This is a genomic window from Lysinibacillus sp. IITD104 (genome assembly GCF_036698265.2).
GTDB lineage: Bacteria > Bacillota > Bacilli > Bacillales_A > Planococcaceae > Lysinibacillus > Lysinibacillus boronitolerans.
Genome location: NZ_JBAHYH020000001.1, coordinates 1,302,828 through 1,323,996, shown reverse-complemented (window position 1 = coordinate 1,323,996; position 21,169 = coordinate 1,302,828). Strand labels below are relative to the sequence as shown.

The 21,169-nt window shown below is 37.9% G+C and carries 20 protein-coding genes; all 20 read right to left on the bottom strand.

Translation table 11 applies throughout. From position 1 onward, the window contains the following. Positions 1-107 precede the first annotated feature (107 nt). Positions 108-2,039, bottom strand: a complete 1,932-nt coding sequence (thrS, locus tag V1L66_RS06705; RefSeq protein WP_036078318.1) for a threonine--tRNA ligase — start codon at positions 2,037-2,039, stop codon at positions 108-110. Positions 2,040-2,468: 429 nt separating this feature from the next. Beyond that, positions 2,469-3,398, bottom strand: coding sequence for a primosomal protein DnaI (gene dnaI, locus V1L66_RS06700; protein WP_258859410.1), 930 nt, complete (start codon positions 3,396-3,398; stop codon positions 2,469-2,471). 27 nt (positions 3,399-3,425) lie between these two features. Next, positions 3,426-4,790 (bottom strand): replication initiation and membrane attachment family protein, encoded by a 1,365-nt coding sequence (locus V1L66_RS06695; RefSeq protein WP_036078322.1) that lies wholly within the window; start codon positions 4,788-4,790, stop codon positions 3,426-3,428. 16 nt (positions 4,791-4,806) lie between these two features. Continuing rightward, the gene (nrdR, locus tag V1L66_RS06690) at positions 4,807-5,277 is read right to left on the bottom strand and encodes a transcriptional regulator NrdR (protein WP_004226277.1); all 471 of its coding nucleotides are present in this window, start codon (positions 5,275-5,277) and stop codon (positions 4,807-4,809) included. 186 nt (positions 5,278-5,463) lie between these two features. Next, positions 5,464-6,486, bottom strand: coding sequence for a glyceraldehyde-3-phosphate dehydrogenase (locus V1L66_RS06685; protein ID WP_016993198.1), 1,023 nt, complete (start codon positions 6,484-6,486; stop codon positions 5,464-5,466). Between the two features lie 206 nt (positions 6,487-6,692). Then, positions 6,693-7,286, bottom strand: coding sequence for a dephospho-CoA kinase (coaE, locus tag V1L66_RS06680; RefSeq protein WP_333005073.1), 594 nt, complete (start codon positions 7,284-7,286; stop codon positions 6,693-6,695). A 13-nt stretch (positions 7,287-7,299) separates the two neighbouring features. Beyond that, the gene (mutM, locus tag V1L66_RS06675) at positions 7,300-8,172 is read right to left on the bottom strand and encodes a bifunctional DNA-formamidopyrimidine glycosylase/DNA-(apurinic or apyrimidinic site) lyase (protein WP_333005072.1); all 873 of its coding nucleotides are present in this window, start codon (positions 8,170-8,172) and stop codon (positions 7,300-7,302) included. 12 nt (positions 8,173-8,184) lie between these two features. After that, positions 8,185-10,812: a DNA polymerase I gene (gene polA / locus V1L66_RS06670; RefSeq protein ID WP_258859373.1), complete on the bottom strand. Its 2,628-nt coding sequence runs from the start codon at positions 10,810-10,812 to the stop codon at positions 8,185-8,187. Positions 10,813-10,816: 4 nt separating this feature from the next. Further along, positions 10,817-11,023: a hypothetical protein gene (locus V1L66_RS06665; RefSeq protein WP_258859372.1), complete on the bottom strand. Its 207-nt coding sequence runs from the start codon at positions 11,021-11,023 to the stop codon at positions 10,817-10,819. A 2-nt stretch (positions 11,024-11,025) separates the two neighbouring features. Continuing rightward, on the bottom strand, positions 11,026-11,379 hold the full coding sequence (locus tag V1L66_RS06660) for a hypothetical protein (RefSeq protein WP_016993207.1): 354 nt from the start codon (positions 11,377-11,379) through the stop codon (positions 11,026-11,028). A gap of 288 nt (positions 11,380-11,667) precedes the next feature. Next, positions 11,668-12,084: a DNA polymerase I gene (locus V1L66_RS06655; protein WP_333005069.1), complete on the bottom strand. Its 417-nt coding sequence runs from the start codon at positions 12,082-12,084 to the stop codon at positions 11,668-11,670. A gap of 185 nt (positions 12,085-12,269) precedes the next feature. After that, positions 12,270-13,280, bottom strand: a complete 1,011-nt coding sequence (hflC, locus tag V1L66_RS06650) for a protease modulator HflC (protein ID WP_016993209.1) — start codon at positions 13,278-13,280, stop codon at positions 12,270-12,272. Then, complete coding sequence (gene hflK, locus V1L66_RS06645; RefSeq protein ID WP_036078332.1) at positions 13,280-14,251, bottom strand: FtsH protease activity modulator HflK; 972 nt, start codon at positions 14,249-14,251, stop codon at positions 13,280-13,282. Before hflK ends, hflC begins: the two co-directional genes overlap by 1 nt. A gap of 151 nt (positions 14,252-14,402) precedes the next feature. Further along, on the bottom strand, positions 14,403-15,116 hold the full coding sequence (locus V1L66_RS06640; protein WP_036078335.1) for an LrgB family protein: 714 nt from the start codon (positions 15,114-15,116) through the stop codon (positions 14,403-14,405). After that, positions 15,113-15,481, bottom strand: a complete 369-nt coding sequence (locus V1L66_RS06635; RefSeq protein WP_016993213.1) for a CidA/LrgA family holin-like protein — start codon at positions 15,479-15,481, stop codon at positions 15,113-15,115. Before V1L66_RS06635 ends, V1L66_RS06640 begins: the two co-directional genes overlap by 4 nt. A gap of 351 nt (positions 15,482-15,832) precedes the next feature. Next, positions 15,833-17,368: a two-component system histidine kinase PnpS gene (gene pnpS / locus V1L66_RS06630; RefSeq protein WP_036078337.1), complete on the bottom strand. Its 1,536-nt coding sequence runs from the start codon at positions 17,366-17,368 to the stop codon at positions 15,833-15,835. Beyond that, positions 17,365-18,081: a response regulator transcription factor gene (locus V1L66_RS06625; RefSeq protein WP_016993215.1), complete on the bottom strand. Its 717-nt coding sequence runs from the start codon at positions 18,079-18,081 to the stop codon at positions 17,365-17,367. Before V1L66_RS06625 ends, pnpS begins: the two co-directional genes overlap by 4 nt. Positions 18,082-18,133: 52 nt before the next feature. After that, positions 18,134-18,574 (bottom strand): MaoC/PaaZ C-terminal domain-containing protein, encoded by a 441-nt coding sequence (locus tag V1L66_RS06620; protein ID WP_004226245.1) that lies wholly within the window; start codon positions 18,572-18,574, stop codon positions 18,134-18,136. 158 nt (positions 18,575-18,732) lie between these two features. Further along, positions 18,733-19,671, bottom strand: coding sequence for a malate dehydrogenase (gene mdh, locus V1L66_RS06615; RefSeq protein ID WP_036078340.1), 939 nt, complete (start codon positions 19,669-19,671; stop codon positions 18,733-18,735). 178 nt (positions 19,672-19,849) lie between these two features. Beyond that, complete coding sequence (gene icd / locus V1L66_RS06610; RefSeq protein ID WP_016995477.1) at positions 19,850-21,112, bottom strand: NADP-dependent isocitrate dehydrogenase; 1,263 nt, start codon at positions 21,110-21,112, stop codon at positions 19,850-19,852. Positions 21,113-21,169: the final 57 nt, after the last annotated feature.

Here is a 21,169-nt window from a genome sequence, read left to right as displayed (position 1 = left end):
TTTCTTATCAGTGCTAACATAACCAAAATGAAGCTATTCTATACAAATGCAAGATTTATTTTATACAGAAACCCTCACTTTGGCAAGCGAGGGTTTCTAGTTGAAGCTTATTTTGTAATTTCTGCTTTAATAGCTGCTAGGAAATCCTCAAAGCTAATTGTTTCGGAATCTTTCGAGCCATAACGTCGCACGTTTACGCCATTTGCCTCTACCTCTTTATCCCCGATAACAAGCATATAAGGAATCTTTTTCATTTGTGCCTCACGGATTTTATAGCCTAATTTCTCTTCACGATCATCCATTTCCACACGTAAACCAGCCGCTGTAAGTTGCTCTTCAATTTGCTTTGCATAGTCGAAGTGAGCTTCATTCGATACTGGAATAACTTCAACTTGTACCGGCGCTAACCAAGTTGGGAATGCTCCTTTGTATTCTTCAATTAAGAAGGCAACAAAACGTTCCATTGTTGATACAACACCACGGTGGATAACAACTGGACGATGAGGCTTACCATCTTCCCCAACATAAGTTAGGTCGAAGCGTTCTGGTAATAAGAAGTCTAATTGAACTGTAGATAAAGTCTCTTCTTTCCCAATCGCTGTTTTTACTTGAACGTCAAGTTTAGGACCATAGAATGCAGCCTCACCTTCCGCTTCAAAGTAGTCTAAGCCAAGTTCATCCATTGCTTCTTTTAGCATACTTTGTGCTTTTTCCCACATTGCATCATCATCGAAGTATTTCTCAGTATCTGCTGGGTCGCGATAAGATAAACGGAATGAGTAATCATTAAGATCGAAATCTTTATAAACCTCTAAAATTAACTGTACTACTTTTTGGAATTCCGCTTTAATTTGATCTGGGCGAACAAAAATATGGGCATCATTTAATGTCATCCCACGAACACGTTGTAAGCCTGAAACAGCCCCTGACATTTCGTAACGGTGCATTGTGCCAAGCTCTGCAATACGCAATGGAAGGTTACGGTATGAATGCATGCTGTTTTTGTACACCATCATATGGTGAGGACAGTTCATCGGACGCATAATTAATGTCTCATTATCCATTTCCATTGGTGGGAAAATTGAATCTTGATAATGATCCCAGTGACCAGAAGTTTGATAAAGCTCCTTAGAACCTAATACTGGTGTATAAACATGCTTATAGCCAAGTGATAATTCTTTATCGACAATATAACGTTCAATAACACGACGAATTGTTGCACCATTTGGTAACCAAAGTGGTAAACCTTGGCCAACCTTTTGAGACGTTGTGAACAGTTCTAATTCTTTTCCGATTTTACGGTGATCACGTTCTTTTGCTTCTTCTAGCATTTGGAGGTGGTGTTTTAATTCCTCTTTTTTGAAGAACGCTGTACCATAAATACGTTGTAACATTTTGTTATCAGAGTTCCCTCTCCAGTAAGCACCCGCTAATGATAAAAGCTTGAATTCACGAAGTTTACCAGTAGATGGTACGTGGATACCACGGCAAAGATCAAAAAACTCGCCTTGATAATAAATAGATACTTGCTCATCTGCAGGAATGGCTTCAAGTAATTCTAATTTATACTCATCGCCAATTTCTTCATAAAGCGCTTGTGCTTCTGCACGGCTTACATTTTTGCGTTCCACCTCAAGGTTTTCAGCAATAATTTTCTTCATTTCTTTTTCAATGGCAGGTAGATCTTCTGCAGTGATTGGTGTTGGTGAGTCAATATCATAGTAGAAACCACCTTCAATTACCGGACCAATCCCAAGCTTTACATCTGGGAATAGACGTTTAATAGCTTGAGCTGTTAAATGGGCAGTTGAGTGACGTAAAATTTCAAGTGCTTCCTCATCATCTTGTGTAATGATTGCAATTGTTGCATCCTCTTCAATTGGTGTTTTTAAATCCACTAACACACCATTAATTTTACCTGCATAAGCTTTTTTACGTAAGCCAGGGCTAATGGATAATGCTACGTCATCAGTTGATGTGCCTTTTGCAAATTCCTTTACAGCGCCATCTGGGAAAGTTAATTTAATCATTTCTGACATATTCTTTGCACTCCTTTGTTTTTGATAAATACATAATGCTTGATGAGCAATGTTTGTGTGACTCTACGGCTTGGTTTGAGCGAAGCCACCACTTCTCACATCGATTTCAATGAAATCTGAGAAAAATAAAAAAAGCTCCGTCCCTCACAAAAGGGACGAAGCGTATGCTCGTGGTTCCACCCTTCTTCCTTCCGACTTACATAAAGTCAGACGAAGCTCAAGGCTAGCTAACGGGCTAGGGACCGGCGAAAGATTATCCCTTTCGCTGCTCAGTAGGTAGTAAATAATGTGCCCATACTAGGAAGTTTTCAGCCGATGACTTCCCTCTCTTAAAGCTGATACACAAAATTCATGTCCTCATCAATGCATATTGATATTAAGTATATGAGTCAGTATACGCTCGATTGTCGAAAAATGCAACTATCAATGTTACATCCGACGATTTTTACCCCGCATTTCGATCGGCACTGTTAGGGCTTTAATTCGCTCCATAATTCGTCCCGCTTTGACAACCTCAATATCACCTTTTTGTGACTGCGCTAAGTGATGCTCTAATTCTTCATAGTTAAAATTAGACGTAATAAAAGTTGGCAATTGCTCTGCCATACGATAATGGAAAATAGTCCCCAAAATTTCATCACGTGTCCAGGCAGTCATCGTCTCCGCGCCTAAATCATCTAGCATTAAGACAGGTGCTTTTTTAATATAATCAATTTTCTCATTCAATGTATTATCGCCAATAGCATTTTTCATTTCTCGTAAAAACTCCGGAACGAAAACTACTACAGAGCGGATTTTAATAGATGCTAATTCATTGGCCAATGCACCAAGTACAAAGGATTTCCCTACACCAAATTTACCATATAGGTAAAAACCTTTTGCAGGTAATTGACCAGTTTCTTTTGTTAATTTAACAAATTGAGCTGCTTTTTGTGCAATCGCCACACGTGATTCATCATCAATACTTAAATCATGAATTGTTGCTTGTAGCACATCTTTTGGCATATGCATACTTGCAATCATATTCGCAACATCTCGGCGTTCTTCTTCCCTGATCTTTTGCTCACAGCGCACATAGTCCATTTCAATAGAGTTCCGAACAACCCTTAGTGTCGGGAGGAACCCTTTTAAATAGTTTGTACAATGCTCTGTATTATCACACCCACAGCACTCAGTAGATTGACTAATAAATTCATGTAGTTTAGGTAAATTTCGCTCAACATTGTCATAGTTTAATTCATCTGCATGCTGTGCTAAAAATTCCTGCACATGTGGGTGCTCTAAAATTTCACGTCGCATGGCTTCATAGCGTTCTTGAAACGAGGGTACATTAATTGCTCGCTTTAGTGGTCCATTTATAGGTTCGATTACTGCTCACCTTCTTTACTATTCGCTTTTTCCTAGCATCTCTAATATTTTTTGTCGCTCTTTTTCAAAATCTATAGTACTAGTGGTAGATTCCTCTTGATTTTCATTTCGTTTATAGAACCATTCAGGCACTTTTTCTTCACGTTGATATCTTGAACGTCCCTTTGACTGTTGACTCGTTTTATTGGGAGTTTGCGGCTTGTTTTTCCAAGCTGTATATTTATCATGCTCTTGGCGTGCAAGTTCCATTGCTTCCTTAGCAGTCTGGACATTTTTACGTACCCAATGATCAGCAATCGTTTCCACATATTTTTTAGGGAGCTTCATATCTGTTGTTAGCATAACGTATTCTAACAATGCATTAACCACTCCAATTGGCATGCCATGTTGAACGATTAAATTTTCTGCAAGCTGGACAGAGGTTTGTAATGGTTCTTTACCATTATTTATATCTCTTAAAACTTGGACAGGCGCCGTTGTTTCTAAATAGTGTTGAAGCTCCTGATCCTTGGTTTTTTGTCCAGCTTCTGCTACTGGTAAAGGATCAGTGACACGCGCAAGTTTTGGCGGCTCCTTGGATACGGTTAATTTATAAAAATCAGCAGCAGCCTTTCGTAAACGTTCCTGAGAAATTCCTAGATCATCATCTAAAGCAAGTATTACTACTTTTTGCATATCAAGGGCTGTTAAATGATATAAAAATGCCAATTTGGCTATAGCTTCACGCACTTCAAATGTCAACAAATTGGAAGGTACCAATTGCTCAGACAAACCAGCTTGCAATAAATCAAAATCGAATTGCTCCAAATAAAAAGGATATACTTTTTGCTGTTTATCCTTATGACTCGTATCCACTTGTAAATCTGATGGAATATTGGCATGAACAGGCTTATAGACATCAATAAAAGCACGAGATACATCCTTAAACGCCGTGTCCTTTACAGGTGACATAAAGCGCTGACGTAAGTTGCGATAAGCCTGCTCTCCAATTTTACTAAACAAAAACATCGACAGCAGCGGGTCTTTCATAAAGCTATCTGCATCTAATGGGCGCTGTAGCTCATATAAAAAACTACGCTCACCAGCATTTTCCTTTTTCCATGTACGCAGCAAACCAATAGCTTCTAATGCAATACGAGCCTCAAACACTTTACCAATTGGTAGCCCTAGCACATTCATTAAATAATAATGTGTCATTTGCTGCTTTGGCATTTGCTCTGCTTCTGCCCATAATGTTAAATAGAGGCTAATTGGCTCTGATCCCGTTAATGGTTGATAAAATAATGTAACTAATTGACGCTCTTGCGTAGAAAATGCATGAGGTAGACGAATGTCGAAAGGATCGCCAGGCTGCAATTCCTTATATAAATGAATCAACGTCATTCATCCTCTCTTTTTGCTATGATTTCTTCTCCGTTTGACGTTGAATAATGTCCTTTATTTCCTCAATAAAGACATTGATATCTTTAAACTGACGGTAGACCGACGCAAAACGCACATAGGCAACCTCATCAATTTTGGCTAAGCGGTCCATGACCATTTCGCCAACATCTTCTGAGCGTACTTCCGAATTTCCAATACGACGAAGATCTTTTTCAATGGACAAAACAAGTTCCTCCAGCACATCAAGTGCCACTGGACGTTTTTCACAAGCACGAATAAGCCCACGAAGTACCTTCTCACGGCTAAACTCTTCTCGTGAACCTTCCTTTTTCACAACGACTAATGGCGTCTCTTCAATTTTTTCAAACGTTGTAAAACGGAAGCCACATGACTCACATTCACGACGTCTACGAATTTCTTTATTATCATCTACTGGCCTCGAATCCACAACACGCGTTCCGTTAAATTGGCAAGATGGACATCTCATATAATTACTCTCCTGGTTTACAACAATTTAATATATCTATTATAACAAATTTCCTACATGTAAGAAAAGTGCATTCACGTTTGTGAGCTCATGATAAATCTAAAGCACCTGAAGAATAAGGAAAGCTATTGCAAAAAAGAGCACATTGAAACCTTTTCGATTTCAATGTGCTCTCTATAGAAATTATTATGCGTTTACTGTTTCTAAAGCATTTGCCACTTTTTTCACAAGGTCAACAACACGTGCAGAGTAGCCCCACTCGTTATCATACCAAGCAAGTACTTTTACTTTGCGATTACCTAACACCATTGTAGAAAGTCCATCAACTGTTGAAGAATAAGTTGTTGTATTGTAATCAGCAGATACTAATGGTTCTACAGAGAAATTAAGAATACCCTTCATTGGACCTTCAGTTGCTGCTTTTACAAATGCAGCATTGACAGCATCAACTGTTACATCTGTATTTAAATCTACTACAAGGTCAACTAAAGATACGTTTGGTGTTGGAACACGAAGAGCCATACCATGAATTTTACCTTCTAATTCAGGTAAAACTAATTTTAATGCTTTTGCTGCACCTGTAGATGTTGGGATAATGGATTGGGCGCATCCGCGTGCACGTCGTAAATCTTTATGCGGATTGTCTAAGTTCTTTTGGTCATTTGTATAAGCATGAACTGTTGTCATTAAGCCATTCTCAATACCAAATGTGTCATTCAATACTTTTGCTACTGGCGCTAAGCAGTTTGTAGTACAAGAAGCATTTGAAATAACATCATGTTTAGCAATATCCAATTTGTCATCATTTACACCTAAAACAATTGTTACATCCTCGTTTTTACCTGGTGCTGTTAAGATTACCTTTTTCGCGCCAGCTTCTAAGTGCATGGCTGCTTTATCACGTTCATTAAATTTTCCTGTAGCTTCAATCACGATATCTACACCCATTGTAGACCAAGGTAATTTTAATGGATCACGTTCACTAATAATTTGAACACGTTTACCATTTACAACTAAAGCATCGCCTGCTGGTTCTACCGTACCTTCAAAAGTTCCGTGATTTGTGTCATACTTAATCAAATGTGCTAACGTTTCTGCAGGATAGCTTGCGTTAATCGCAACGATGTTTAAATCTTGTTGTACGATAGCCTGGCGGAAAACCATACGTCCGATACGCCCGAAACCATTAATAGCAATTGATACTGTCATTTATAATATCCTCCTGTGAGTACATACTCAGATTAATTAATTATATACTTTATGGTGATTAGTATAACACAATTTTAAAAAAGATGAACATTATATATTGAGAATATAAAAGTTCTTATTTTCTGAAAAATTATTCTTTATTATGGCGTTTCACCATAAAAAAATGCGCAGCAAGGTCGGCTTGCTACGCATCATAAAAGAACTCATTAAATAACATCCCAATAATGTAGGATTTTTTTTAATTGTTCTTCTGTACTTTCTATATTTTCATTATTATAAATGACCGCATGTGCTCCTTTTTCTTTGACAGACATCGGCAGTTGAGAGTGCATACGTGCCAATGCATCTTCTTTAGATAAATTATTTCGTTCCATTAAACGTCGAAGCTGAACTTCTTCACTGACCGATACCACAATGATACGTTCCACAAAATGTTGAAGCTTACTTTCGAATAACAACGGGATGTCCATCACAACATGCTCATGTCCTGCTTCTAAATAGGCATCACGCTGACGTAACATTTCTTTTCTGATTGCTGGATGCATGATATCATTTAACGTTTTGCGTTTGGCAGGCTCATGGAATATGATATCTCCCAGCATTGTTCGATTCAAATTGCCATTCTCAAGCAAAATAGCTTGTCCGAAGCTTTCAGCAATCAATGCTAATGTCTCTGTTCCAGGTTCTACGACATCTCGTGCTACAACATCTGCATCAACAATCGGTAAACCCAGTTCGCTCATCATTTTAGCTACTGTACTTTTTCCACTTGCAATACTTCCTGTAAGTCCGATAATCATTGCTAACTCCCCTTTAATGTTGACAATTTGGGCAAAAGACAGAGGTACGCCCTCCAATTGTCATTTGACTTGTTGCCGTTTCACATGCTGGACAAACCTTTTTCCCATACATTTTTAATCGATTCTGCATACTCCCGGCTTCTCCATTAATATTCCGATAATCAGAAATAGTCGAACCTCCCGCTTCAATGCTTTGACGTAGGATAGCAACAATCTCCTCAAATAATGCCCGCTTCCGCTTTTCACTAATGCGGTTCATTTTGCGAGCGGGGTGAATTTTCTGAGCAAACAATGCCTCCGTTGCATAAATATTGCCACAGCCCGAAATGACTTGCCCATCCATAATTACTTCTTTTACAGCTTTATTTTCATATTTCGGTAGCTTAGATTTTGTTATAAAAAAATCACATGCTCGTTCATCAAATGGCTCTGGTGCCATTTTGGTCAATGGCGCATGATCTTCAATTTTTGTCAGAAAACGAAGTTCACCGAAACGGCGAATATCAGAATAGATCAAGTATCCCCCATCTGCCATTTCAAATGTCGCATGGATATGCTTTTGAAATTTCGCCTCATTAATTTCTTCGGGTGAATTCACAACAAACCAAGCACCTGTCATCCCTAAGTGACTGACAAGAACATATGGAGCATCATCCTTCAGCAAATGAAAGAAAATATATTTTGCTCTTCGTTCAATTTTGGTAATGGTCATCTGGGACAAAGTACTTTCAAAAGTATCTGGCTCTGCTTGTTTAATAATACATTGTTTCCCCTCACTAAAAGAGAAATGTACTCGTTCAGACAGCTGTACCTGATGAATAGTACGTCCTTCAACCTTTGGCTTCAATGCCTGGACGACACCTTCTACCTCTGGTAATTCAGGCATTTGAACCCCTCCTTATTTTGCCTCGTACCAAGTTGAGCCATGGTTAAAATCTACTTTAAGCGGTACAGCAAGCTCAATAGCGTTTTCCATGACTTCTGGTACAATCTTTTCTAGTAAGGCAATCTCTTCCTTTGGTGCCTCAAAGATTAGCTCATCATGCACTTGAAGTAGCAGTTTTGCCTGCATCTTTTCTTTTTTCAATCGAGCATCCATATCAATCATTGCCTTTTTAATGATATCCGCTGCACTACCCTGAATTGGCGTATTCATTGCTGTACGCTCAGCAAAGCTTCTTAAATTAAAGTTAGAGCTTGTAATATCCGGTAAATAACGGCGTCTATTTAATATCGTTGTCACATAACCATTAAATTTCGCATTTTGTACAATATCATCCATATACTGTTTTACGCCAGGGAAACTTGCGAAATATTTTTCAATAAAATTGGCCGCTTCCTTACGTGTAATATCTAAGTTTTGTGAAAGTCCATAATCACTAATACCGTAGACTATTCCAAAGTTAACAGCTTTCGCTGCACGACGCATATTACTATCAACCTCATCTTCCGACACATGGAATACATCCATAGCTGTACGTGTATGAACGTCCATTCCTTCTCGGAAAGCCTCAACAAGGTTTTTATCTTCTGACATATGTGCAAGAACTCGTAATTCAATTTGCGAATAGTCAGCAGAAAATAGGATCCAATCCTCTTTTGAGGGTACAAAGGCTTGACGAATTTTGCGGCCCTCCTCTAAACGGATCGGGATGTTTTGCAAATTCGGATCTGTTGAGCTTAGACGCCCAGTCGCAGTTAAAGCTTGCTGGAAGCGTGTATGCACTTTGCTATCTGATTTATGAATCTCCTTTAATAAGCCCTCAATATATGTGGATTGTAATTTTCCAAGTTGACGATACAACAGAATATGCTCAATGATAGCATGCTCTGACTGTAATTTTTCTAGGACATCTGCAGCAGTTGAATAGCCTGTTTTAGTCTTTTTAATTACAGGTAACCCTAACTTATCGAATAAAATTACACCTAATTGTTTTGGTGAATTAATATTAAAGGTTTCTCCAGCTTCCGCATAAATTTCTTGCTCAATTACCACAAGCTTATCATTAAGCTCTTGCCCCATTTTCTCTAACGTAGCACGGTTAACCGTAATCCCTTCGCTTTCCATTTCAGCTAAAATTCCTGCCAATGGTAGCTCTAGGTTTTTATAAAGATCGAATTGTTCATTTTCCTTTAATAATGCTTCCAGCTTCGGCTGTAATGACCATACTGCAAAAGCCTTACGACTAACATGCTGTGCAAGTTGATCTAAGTCAGGTATTGCACGCTTGGCACCTTTTCCATAAACCGCCTCATCTGCTTGGACATCATAGTAGCCTAATTCCCTTGCAAGTGTGGCAATATCATCGCCACTTAATGCTGGATTATTAATATAAGAAGCAAGTAGCAAATCAAAGTCAACACCAGCTAATTGAATCCCTGCTCGCTTCAATGATGCTTGAGCTGCCTTGGAATCGGACATATATTTTATTTTTGTGGCATCTTCTAGCCAACGACGGAGAGTATCTGACTTTGCTGCTTTATCAAATGGAATATATTGCGTCTTTGTGCCATTTGATAAGGCAATCCCTAGCTGCTGACAAGTGTGATAATGTTCATTTTCCAGTTCAACATGCACAGCCATCACATCTTGTAAGTCCTCAGGCTGAATTTCCTGAACAAGGTCATAGTCGAAAGGTGCCTGCTCTTCCTCATGCATTATAAAGTCACTTTTATCAAGCAGCGATTTGAAGCCAAGCTCACGCCACACACTGATTAATTCATCTTCTTTTGGCCCATTATACGCAAGATCATCCAGTGAAATCGTGATTGGAGCATCCGTATAAATCGTTGCCAGCTTCTTACTCATGATGGCCTGCTCCTCATTAGCTACTAGCTTTTCCTTCATTTTAGAAGCCTTCAATGTATCCATCGCTTCATAAAGCGCTTCAACGGAGCCATGCTCTTTTAATAATTTTACAGCCGTTTTTTCCCCGACGCCTGGTACACCAGGAATATTATCGGAGGAATCTCCCATCAAGCCTTTCATATCAATAATTTGGAGCGGCGTTAACCCGTATTTTTCTGCAATAAAGGCTGGTGTATTTTTCTCTATTTCGGTAATACCTTTTTTCGTTATATAAACGGTTACTTGCTCTGTCGCCAATTGTGTTAAATCACGGTCTCCAGAAACGATGATGACATCCATATCCTGTGTTGAAGCCTCTTTAGCAAGCGTTCCAATAATATCATCGGCTTCATATAATTCCTGCTCATATTGCTTAATGCCATACGCATCAATGAGCTTTCGTAAATAAGGAAATTGCTCTGATAATTCTGGAGGTGTCTTTTGACGTCCTCCTTTATATTCTGTAAAGGTTTCATGGCGGAAAGTTGTTTTTCCAGCATCAAAAGCAACCAATATTTTAGTTGGCTGTTCTTCCTCTAATATTCTTTGTAGCATTGTTGTAAAGCCGTATACAGCATTAGTATGAATGCCACTATCATTCGTTAGCAATGGCAACGCAAAAAACGCGCGATACGCTAAACTATTACCGTCCAATAATAGTAATTTTTCCTTGGTCATGATTTTATCCTCCTGCGTTGTCTTCTCCTTCTACTTTAACATAACAATACATTTCAAGTAAAAAAAGCAGGCGTCCATTCACAAGGTTATCCGTTACTTTTAATGGTTTATCCGCCACTTTTAAGGCTCTATCCGCCACTTTAGCATTCCTATCCATACAAAAAAGCCAACCGCGCGCACTGCGGTTGACTTGTTTAAAATATTCCAACATCCTTAACGTATATTCCCTATAATAGATGAACGACTATCCTGCATTTTTTTCGCAAAATTAGTCATTACATCAAAAGCCTCATTCCGTTTATTATTCATGCCTTGAAAACGGAGCATATCCATTTGCTGTGTATTCAAATCAACTAGCTGTTGATTTCGTTGTTGAACAACCTCTAGCTGATCCTTCAGTTGATTTTCTAACAGTTGTGCTCGCTGTGATTGAACTGCCTGTAATGCCGATTCTAAATCCATGCCTTGAATATCAATTGGTTGAATTTGGCTATTAGCAGAGGATTGCCCTGCCCCGCTAAATAATAATCCGACTGCTAAAGCACTTCCAAACACTACCTTCTTCATCCTGATTACCTCCTATTAAAATGAATCTTTGCTTATCATACCTATTAAAGGTTAAAACAAGGTTAAAAAATATAATTTTTAATATAGTATGTAGCATATCTGCTTATCAAGTTTAGTCATTGACTATTCTCAATATCTTGACTGTACTACAGATTAAATAAGAGCAATACTGACAAATGTTAATAATTTACGTGTTAACAAGGCATAAGACGTATTCCATCGCTTACTAAAAAGCAAAAACTTTCATTCGAGGACAAGGTCCCTGTGAATGAAAGTTCCTAATGGATGTTATTGATTTGAAGTACGATAAAAAACTTCTTCATATATGACCGTTAATATAAATGCATTCATAAAAGCAAATACAAGGAATAACGGCATGCCACCTAATTGTGGATATGTTAGCTCTTGATTAAATACCATTACTGTACTAATTTGTGCCAAAAAGAAAATTAAGCCAATCCCAACTTGCCAAATAGGACGCTTGACCTTTCTTTTTTCATACCAAAATAATTTCTTAAAAAGGTTTCTTACATCCTCTGCAATAATGATACTGAGTAAAAAGATACAAACAAAAAATACTGGTATATGATAGACACTCTTCGTCACCCACGAAAAATCGGATAGACGGAAGAAAAGTGTTAATAACGATGCTATACTACAAGCGATCCCTAAATTTTGGAGCCATTTGCTAATTTGTAATTTCAAAGCCCTTACCCCCAACTATTCTTTTTTAAACATTATTATTCTATCAAATTATAGTTGATTGGGGAATACAAACTTATAAATTTCTATTATTTTCATACTACAATAATTCGATTTCATGGATAATTATAATCCTATTGCAACAAAAAAGTCGTCTCTTTCAAGACTGAGACGACTTTAAACTGTGTTTATTTTATATAACCAGACAAGATGTTGGCATATGGTGAAGTAGCTGGCAAGATAATAACTGTATCTTCCCCAACCGTTTTCTTATAGGATTCTAATGTGCGGTATAAAGAATAAAATTCAGGATCTTGAGAGAAAGATTTATTGTAAATCTTTGCAGCCTCTGCTTCTCCTTCAGCTTGAATTAAAGCAGCTTCTTTACTTGCTTTAGCAAGCATTTCTTGTACGTGTTGATCCGTTTGTGCCTCAATACGACGTTTCTGTGCATCTCCTTCTGACAAATACTTTTGGGCAATTGATTCACGATCTGAAATCATATTCATAAAAACGGATTGCTCATTTTCAGTTGGTAAATCAATGCGACGAATACGTACATCTACTACTTCAATACCATAGTTATCGTTGGAAAGAAGTTCATTCACACGTTCTGTTACTTGATCGTTTATGCTGCCTCGAGAAGAATCCTCATCATTTATAATCTCAGTATAGTTAATTCGGCCAAGTTCAGAGCGAATAACAGAATAAATGAACTCTTCCATACGTGATTCAACTTTTTCTATCGTACCAGCATTCGAAATCAATAGCTTAGGATCCGTAATACGCCATACAGCATAATTATCAATAATAATTCGTTTTTTATCCTTTGTATTAATTTCTTCTTCCGAAATCTCATATGTCATTTGGTTTTTTGGTAACTTTGTGACACTTTGAATAAAAGGAATTTTCATATTTAAACCTGGTTCACGCTCAAACTTAACAACCTCTCCAAACTGCCGAACAACAGCATACTCTGATTCTTTAACTATATAAATATTCGTTAATAAAGTAATCGCTAGAGCGAATAGGACCGTTAATGTTACAGCTAGAGAGATATATTTTTTAGGATTCTTCGGTCCTTTCTTCGACATTTTAACTACATTGTCTCCCGAATCACCTTCTGAAGGAGCAGCTTTTTTACTTTTGCCAGATAAGAAATTGAGGAATTTTTCTAGATCCTTATTTTTTTGGTCCATTAGTTACCGCTCCCCTCTTTTTTCTCTGTTTGTGTCTGTGGCGACTGTTGAGGCTGTAGTTGCTGAAGTGGTAAATACTTCATCGTACTACCATCATCATTCATAATGTAAATTTGTGCTTTCGGTAGGACATTTTCAAGCGTCTCAATAATTAACCGCTCTCGTGTAATTTGCTGATTGCCCTTGTATTGCTCATACATTTTATTAAAGACAGCTACATCCCCTTGTGCTTGCTCTATACGGGCTGTTTTAGTTCCTTTTGCTTTCGACATAATAGCATCACGTTCGCCTTCAGCTTCACTAATGCGTTGGTTTTCATATTTTTCAGCTTCATTTATTTTTGTATTTTTCATTTCACGTGCATCTGTTACAGCAGTGAATGCTGCACGCACATCTTTATTGGGCAATTCTACATCTTGCAATTTGACACCTAAAACGCTTATTCCAATATCGTATTTTTCAATAAGTGAAACTAATAATTGACGAGTATTTGCTTCGATGTCAGCTTTACCTTCTGTTAACGCTGCATCGATAGAAGAACTGCCGATAATAGAACGTATGGCACTCGATGTCGCGCTATGTAATATTCTTTCTGGATCTTGCGAATTAAATAAAAACTTATTAGGCTCTGTAATTTTCCATTGAACAACAAGGTCTGTTAATACAATATTTTCATCCCCTGTAATCATTTTCGTTTCGGCGTCGTATGCCTCTAACTCACCTGCTTTATTTTGCTTATAGCCAAATTGCAAACTAAAGGTTTCTCTTGACAAAATTTCAACGGATTGGACGGGCCAAGGTAATTTAAAATGAAGACCTGGATTTGTTACTGTATCATCGGCACGACCAAATGTAATAACAACAGCTTGCTCTGATTCATCTACCGTGTACCATGAAGTAAAAACTGTAATAAGTGCAATAATTCCAAATATTCCAAGTCCAACAATCATTAGTGTCCTTTTCACACTCATGTCTGTTCCTCCTTTTGCTTAGTACTATTGTTTACGGTGAACCTTTATAAAAAGTTTCAAAATATTTTCATATAATGATTGAAAGGGAGAGAATCTTCTGTATCTTACGCTTTGTAGAAGCTTTTTTAAAGTAAAAAAATCCTGTTACCTTTTATGGCAACAGGATATTAATAACCAGATGTTCAAATACTGGGAAAATGGTAGTGGATAATACAATGCTAATTAATGCAGCAACAATCATCGCTAGACTAGCAAATGTACCTTCTAGCTCTCCAAATTCAAATGCTTTAGATGTACCCGTTCCATGGGCACCCATACCAAGCATTAAGCCTCTAGATGAAGGTCTGTGGAAACGACATATTTTAATTACGATTGGTGCTAACAAGCTTCCTAAAATACCAGTCGTCATAACGAAAACAGCTGTAAGCGTAGGAGAACCACCAATCATATTGGAAATATCCATCGCAATAGGTGTTGTTACGGAACGTGGCACTAAACTATGTACCAACTCATCATTTAAGCCCACCAATAGAGCCATCATAAAGGATGACACAATAGCAACCGCAGAACCAACAGCAATGCTGATGAAAATTTCAAATGCGTGTTTTTTTAATAGGTTGACATTTTTATATATAGGAACGGCAAACGCAACGGTTGCTGGTCCTAGTAAATTTGTTAAGACATTCGCTCCAGCATTGTAGGATTTATAAGATACACCTGTCAGTAGTAAAATACCTATAATGACTAAAGGTGTAATGAGCATAGGTGTCAGCCATTCTTTTTTATATTTTTTATAAAACATTTTACAAATATAAAAAATAGCAACGGTCCCAAGTAAGCTGACAATGGCGATTAATAAAGTCATACAGCATCACCCTTCTTCCGCTGCTCTAGCCATTGTGCTGTATAGCCCGTTACAAACATTACCACAATTGCACTCACAACAATGACCAGCACAACCTTCATTCCTTGCACACCAAATAAGGCATGATAATCAATAACACCGATGGCAGATGGAATAAAGAATAACAAGAGTTCACTTAATAGTACGGCTGCTCCTAATTCAATCCATTCAAGCTTAATTATATGAAACTGTAACAGTAAAAATAATAGGACGAGTCCTATTATGCTCCCTGGAATCGGCAAGTGAAGTAGGCGTGCAATAGTATTTCCGATTAATAATAGGATGTAAAGATAGCCGATTTGCACGATACTTTTGACGATTTTCATGGTCATCCTTCTCTCATTTATTTCTCTGCCTTAACAGTCAGGAAAACACATTTCGAATGATAAGAAGGTTGATTCACTGACTGTCAAAGCGTTCGTCTAACAGACAATCGCAGGTAAGATCGTTGTTAAACTTTATGCTACTATACTATACACCTATTTACGTTCCCTGTAAAACAGAAAAAGAACCTAGTGTTTAAAAAACACTAAATTCTTTCTGTGGGGAATATAAAGCAGTTAAAAATCTTCTATTAGATTTTTATGGTCATCGTCTTAACAATCATATTGGGGGTTTCTAGAAATAAGTATAGTGCCCAAATATGAATATAACATGTTGTTCATGTAAAGGATTTGTTAATTTTTCGGAATCATGACAATCATTTTAGTTCCTATGCCGACTTCACTTTCTACTTGAATTCGGCCATGATGAGCCTCTACTAAATGCTTAACAATTGCTAACCCTAAGCCTGTTCCACCAGAATTACGACTTCTCGCTCGATCCACCCGATAAAATCTTTCAAAAACGCGTGCAATTTCATGTTTTTCAATCCCAATCCCTTGATCCTCTATTTCGATAATACCATGTGTTTCATTTTCCTTTAATCGAATAGAAACAGTCGTATTTTCAGGAGAATATGTAATCGCATTGGTAATTAAATTCGTCACGATTTGAATAATACGATTGGCATCCCCCATAACCTGGACATCTCGTTCGATATCCACCTGGAAGCTCATATTTTTTTCATCCAATCGCGGTGCTGTCAATTCCGCTCCACGAATTAAAACATCCTGCAAGCCCATCGGCATAATATTGACAGTAAAGCCATGCTGCTCAATCTTTGATAGTTCTAGTAAATCTTGAATTAGCATTTGGAGTCGATTACTTTCTTTATAAATAATCTCTAAGAAAGAGATCAGCATTTTCTCGTCTTTATAGGCCCCATCCAATAAAGTTTCTGAAAAGCCTTTAATAGATGTAATCGGTGTGCGTAATTCATGTGATACATTCGCAACAAAGTCTTTCCGAATTTGTTCTAATCGAACTAGTTCCGTTATATCATGCATAACGATGACAACGCCTAGCCATCGTCCATGATCCCCGATAACAGGTGCTCCATAGACTTCTTTATTATATAGCTCCTGCTGTACTTCCATTTTAATTTGTTGTCGATACGGCATTTCTGTCAGAAAGACATGATCGATAAATTGCTCTAATGATTTCGGTAAGCCTATTGTACGAAATACCTTCCCCTGTACATCATCAAGCTGCATTCCAAAGCGCTCCAGAAATACACGATTCACAATGGAAATATTCCCCTCTCGTCCAATCATCATGAGAGAGCTTCCCATATTTTCAATTAAGGTCTTTAGTCTTTCTTCCTCTACTTCACGGATCGTTGTAATATCTTGCAAATTCCGTGCCAATATGTTTATGGAATGACTCAGCGGTATCATGCGTTCATGTTCATTCTCTTGAGCACGCGCACGATAGTTCCCCTTTGCAAGCTCAAGGGCAGTTTCTGTCACATTATCAATCGGTGCAGTAAAGTTACGTATCATATAACGACTTATAATCGCTATTAATATCAACGTGATTGTGAAGAGAATAGCCAGCACTCCATAAAGGCGTGCACGTACATAGTTCAATAAGGATTCATCTCGTTCCATAGCTTGGGCTGCATACAAGGCTTCCTGATCTTCCTTCGTTAAATCCATTTTGCGTTCATCGATTACTTGGTCCATTGATGCCCGTATTTCAGTGGTTGCTTGCTCGTTATATTGCTCGATATAAACAGGAAAAAGCTGACCTATAACAATCATTAGGACAGCTAATATCGTTCCAAGTAAAAGCATGAATGTCAAAAATAAGCGGTTGCTCATTGATTTCATGTCGTTTTCGGCTCCTCAAATTTATAACCAAGGCCCCTAATTGTTTTAATAAACATCGGCTTACGGCTATTTTCTTCAATTTTATCGCGAAGGTGGCTAATGTGTACATCCACAATTCGAGTATCGCCAGCAAAATCATATTTCCATACAGCACTTAATAGCTGATCACGTGTTAATACACGATTTTTATTTTCAAGTAAATAGATGAGTAACTCAAACTCCTTTGGGGTAAATTCCAGTGCCTCATCCTGTAAAAATACTTCAAATCGCTCTGGGTACACTCGCAGCTGTCCAAACTCATACATTTTTTCCTGCGCCTCATCCTTATCATCTGCCACAACGTTTTGCGTGAAACGTCTTAATACAGCCTTGACACGCGCTAAAACTTCACGAGGACTAAAGGGCTTTGTCATGTAATCATCTGCTCCCAGCTCAAGACCAAGAACTTTATCAAATTCGTCATCTTTAGCAGTTAGCATAATAATTGGCGTATTCATACGTTGCTGTCGTATTTGTTTACAGACCTCCATACCATCGAGCTTTGGAAGCATCAAATCTAAAAGAATTAAATTTGGCTGTAAGTCGATTGCTTTTTCAAGCCCTTCCTGACCATCAGCAGCCGTTTCCACTACATAGCCTGCCTGTTCTAAATTATATTTCAATAATGTTGCAATCGAAAATTCATCTTCAATTACTAAAATCGTTTTTGTCATGTCTAATGCCTCCGTTAGTGATTTGAAACCCCCATTTCAAATCTCAAGACGTCTATAGCGCAAGTGGTGGAGTTACAAGCAATAAACCTTCAATTACAAGCTGTTTCTGCTCATTATATGAGTGGACAGATACAGTGATGGTATTGTCATATTTATTGATTGCTGTAACCTCTAATAGCGTATCGAACAATTCATAATGATAGAGAGGTCCTAAATATTTTAAATGTTGCTCAATAATTCGTGCACCTGGTCCTGGAATATACTTTGACACAGCTGATGTAATAATACCATTTAACATAATCGTCGGCACAATTGGCTTTTGAAAAGGTGTCATAGCCGCATAATCATGTTGAATATAAAGCGGATTACTATCGTTTGTAAGCCCTAAATAAAGCAATAAATCCCTATCTTCAATTTTTTCAGTGATATGGATTTTCTCGCCAACTGTAATTTCATCGATTGTGAGACCAAGTTTACTATTTTTTTGAAGCAAAGATACGCCAACCCCTTTTCTATCATACTACATTCATAGTATCAATTTTATGCTAAAAGTACAATGAAAAGCAGAAGATCCTTACCTTTCTAGACACATAAAACATAAAAAAACGAGCAGGGACATTCCCTACTCGCTTTAAGTTTCAGACTGATATTTTACACTAAAATTTTCATCACATTACGAACTGCTTCTGCCGATTGATCTAAAGCTGCTTTTTCTTTGTCCGTTAATTCTAGCTCAAAGATTTTTTCAATACCGTTTTCGCCAAGTAAAGTAGGAACACCTAAGTATAAGTCATGATAGCCATACTCACCTTCTAAATAAGCGATAGATGGTAAAATACGTTTTTGGTCTTTTACAATAGCTTCAGCCATCTCTATTAATGCCGCAGCAGGCGCATAATAGGCAGAGCCGTTTCCAAGTAAGTTAACAATTTCTGCTCCGCCATTACGTGTTCGGTCAACAATTTCCTCTAAACGTTCAGCAGAAATAAGTGTTTCTAGCGGAATGCCACCAGCAAATGAATAACGTGTTAATGGCACCATAGTATCACCGTGACCACCTAATACAAAACCAGTAATATCTTTCACTGAAATCTTAAGTTCTTCTGCCACAAATGCGCAGAAACGAGCCGTATCAAGAACACCCGATTGACCAATAACACGATTTTTAGGGAAGCCAGTTTCTTTGTATACTGTGTAAGTCATGGCATCAACTGGGTTTGTCAGTACAAGGATTGTAGCATTTGGTGAATGCGTAGCAATCTCTTTTGAAACAGTTTTCATCACACCCTGATTGATTTGAACAAGGTCATCACGGCTCATGCCTGGTTTACGTGCAACACCAGCGGTAATAATAACTACGTCAGAATTCGCCGTATCTGCATAATTGGAAGTACCTTGTACATAAGAGTCAAATCCTTGTATTGGTGCTGCTTCCCACATATCTAGTGCCTTTCCCTTTGTTGGGTTTTCTGCTTGTGGAATATCCACTAATACAACGTCACCAAGTTCTTTCTGAGCTGCTAAAAATGCTGCAGTAGCGCCTGTAAAACCGCCACCGATTACTGAGATTTTTTTACGTTTCAGAGACATTTGAATACGCTCCTTTAAAATTAGGTTATATATTTTAAAAGAGGGAGGAGACATCCATCTCACTCCCTCGATTAAACAAGTTTATCGTAAATATTAAATTAAAATTTACTTTCACCCTAATTATATCGGCAGAAAAAAGCATCCGCTTTAGCGATAAATTCTATTGTAGAATAGAAAATTATAGGTTTTTGATTAACTCATTAGCGAATTCTGAACATTTCACTTCTGTAGCGCCGTCCATTAAACGTGCGAAGTCATAAGTAACAACTTTAGAAGAAATTGTTTTCTCAACAGATTGAGTGATCATGTCAGCAGCTTCTTGCCATCCTAAGTGCTCAAGCATTAATACACCTGAAAGTAATACTGAAGATGGGTTTACTTTATCTAAACCAGCATATTTTGGTGCTGTACCATGAGTAGCTTCAAAGATCGCATGGCCAGTTACATAGTTAATGTTCGCGCCTGGAGCGATACCAATACCACCAACTTGTGCAGCTAGAGCATCAGAAATATAGTCACCATTTAAGTTCATTGTAGCTACTACATCGAACTCAGTTGGACGAGTTAAGATTTGTTGTAAGAAGATATCAGCGATAGAATCTTTAACTAAGATTTTACCAGCTGCAAGTGCGTCAGCTTGTGCTTTGTTTGCTGCTTCTTCACCTTGCTCTTCTTTGATTGCATCGTATTGGTTCCAAGTGAATGTTTGATCAGCAAATTCTTTTTCTGCTAATTCATAACCCCATTTTTTGAATCCACCTTCAGTGAATTTCATGATGTTACCTTTGTGAACTAAAGTAACAGATGGGCGTTTATGTTTAATTGCATATTCAATAGCAGAACGTACTAAACGCTCAGTACCTTCTTTAGATACAGGTTTTACACCGATACCAGATGTTTCTGGGAAACGGATTTTGTTTACACCAAATTCAGTTTGTAGGAAGTTGATGATTTTTTGAGCTTGTTCAGAGCCAGATTCGAATTCGATACCAGCATAGATGTCTTCTGTGTTTTCGCGGAAGATAACCATGTCAACGTCTTCTGGGCGTTTAACTGGAGAAGGCACTCCATCAAAGTGACGTACTGGACGTAAGCATACATATAAGTCAAGTTGTTGACGTAACGCTACGTTTAGAGAGCGGATACCACCACCGATTGGAGTAGTAAGAGGACCTTTGATTGCAATTAAGTATTCGTTAATTTTGTCTAAAGTTTCTTGTGGTAACCATTCACCAGTTTGGTTAAATGCTTTTTCACCAGCTAAAACTTCTAACCATTCAATTTTCTTTTCACCGTTGTAAGCTTTTTCTACAGCTGCGTCGATTACGCGTGATGCTGCAGCCCAGATATCTGGACCAATTCCATCACCTTCGATGAAAGGAATTACTGGATTGTTTGGTACATTAAGTACGCCATTTTCAACTACAATTTTGTTTGACATTCTGTTGCCTCCTAAATTCATAATCATAGGACTGTGTTAGTGATAACACAGTCCCAA

Bases quoted from the DNA above. Each gene is read 5' to 3' on its own strand.
- V1L66_RS06625 (WP_016993215.1), bottom strand. From the start codon at position 18,081: ATGACAAAAACGATTTTAGTAATTGAAGATGAATTTTCGATTGCAACA.
- nrdR (WP_004226277.1), bottom strand. From the start codon at position 5,277: ATGAGATGTCCATCTTGCCAATTTAACGGAACGCGTGTTGTGGATTCG.
- hflK (WP_036078332.1), bottom strand. From the start codon at position 14,251: ATGAGTGTGAAAAGGACACTAATGATTGTTGGACTTGGAATATTTGGA.
- V1L66_RS06635 (WP_016993213.1), bottom strand. From the start codon at position 15,481: ATGAAAATCGTCAAAAGTATCGTGCAAATCGGCTATCTTTACATCCTA.
- pnpS (WP_036078337.1), bottom strand. From the start codon at position 17,368: ATGAAATCAATGAGCAACCGCTTATTTTTGACATTCATGCTTTTACTT.
- V1L66_RS06695 (WP_036078322.1), bottom strand. From the start codon at position 4,790: ATGACGTTGATTCATTTATATAAGGAATTGCAGCCTGGCGATCCTTTC.
- V1L66_RS06640 (WP_036078335.1), bottom strand. From the start codon at position 15,116: ATGACTTTATTAATCGCCATTGTCAGCTTACTTGGGACCGTTGCTATT.
- mdh (WP_036078340.1), bottom strand. From the start codon at position 19,671: ATGTCTCTGAAACGTAAAAAAATCTCAGTAATCGGTGGCGGTTTTACA.
- hflC (WP_016993209.1), bottom strand. From the start codon at position 13,280: ATGGACCAAAAAAATAAGGATCTAGAAAAATTCCTCAATTTCTTATCT.
- V1L66_RS06665 (WP_258859372.1), bottom strand. From the start codon at position 11,023: ATGTTGGAATATTTTAAACAAGTCAACCGCAGTGCGCGCGGTTGGCTT.
- V1L66_RS06685 (WP_016993198.1), bottom strand. From the start codon at position 6,486: ATGACAGTATCAATTGCTATTAATGGTTTCGGGCGTATCGGACGTATG.
- thrS (WP_036078318.1), bottom strand. From the start codon at position 2,039: ATGTCAGAAATGATTAAATTAACTTTCCCAGATGGCGCTGTAAAGGAA.
- mutM (WP_333005072.1), bottom strand. From the start codon at position 8,172: ATGCCTGAATTACCAGAGGTAGAAGGTGTCGTCCAGGCATTGAAGCCA.
- coaE (WP_333005073.1), bottom strand. From the start codon at position 7,286: ATGATTATCGGACTTACAGGAAGTATTGCAAGTGGAAAAAGTACAGTA.
- V1L66_RS06660 (WP_016993207.1), bottom strand. From the start codon at position 11,379: ATGAAGAAGGTAGTGTTTGGAAGTGCTTTAGCAGTCGGATTATTATTT.
- polA (WP_258859373.1), bottom strand. From the start codon at position 10,812: ATGACCAAGGAAAAATTACTATTATTGGACGGTAATAGTTTAGCGTAT.
- icd (WP_016995477.1), bottom strand. From the start codon at position 21,112: ATGTCAAACAAAATTGTAGTTGAAAATGGCGTACTTAATGTACCAAAC.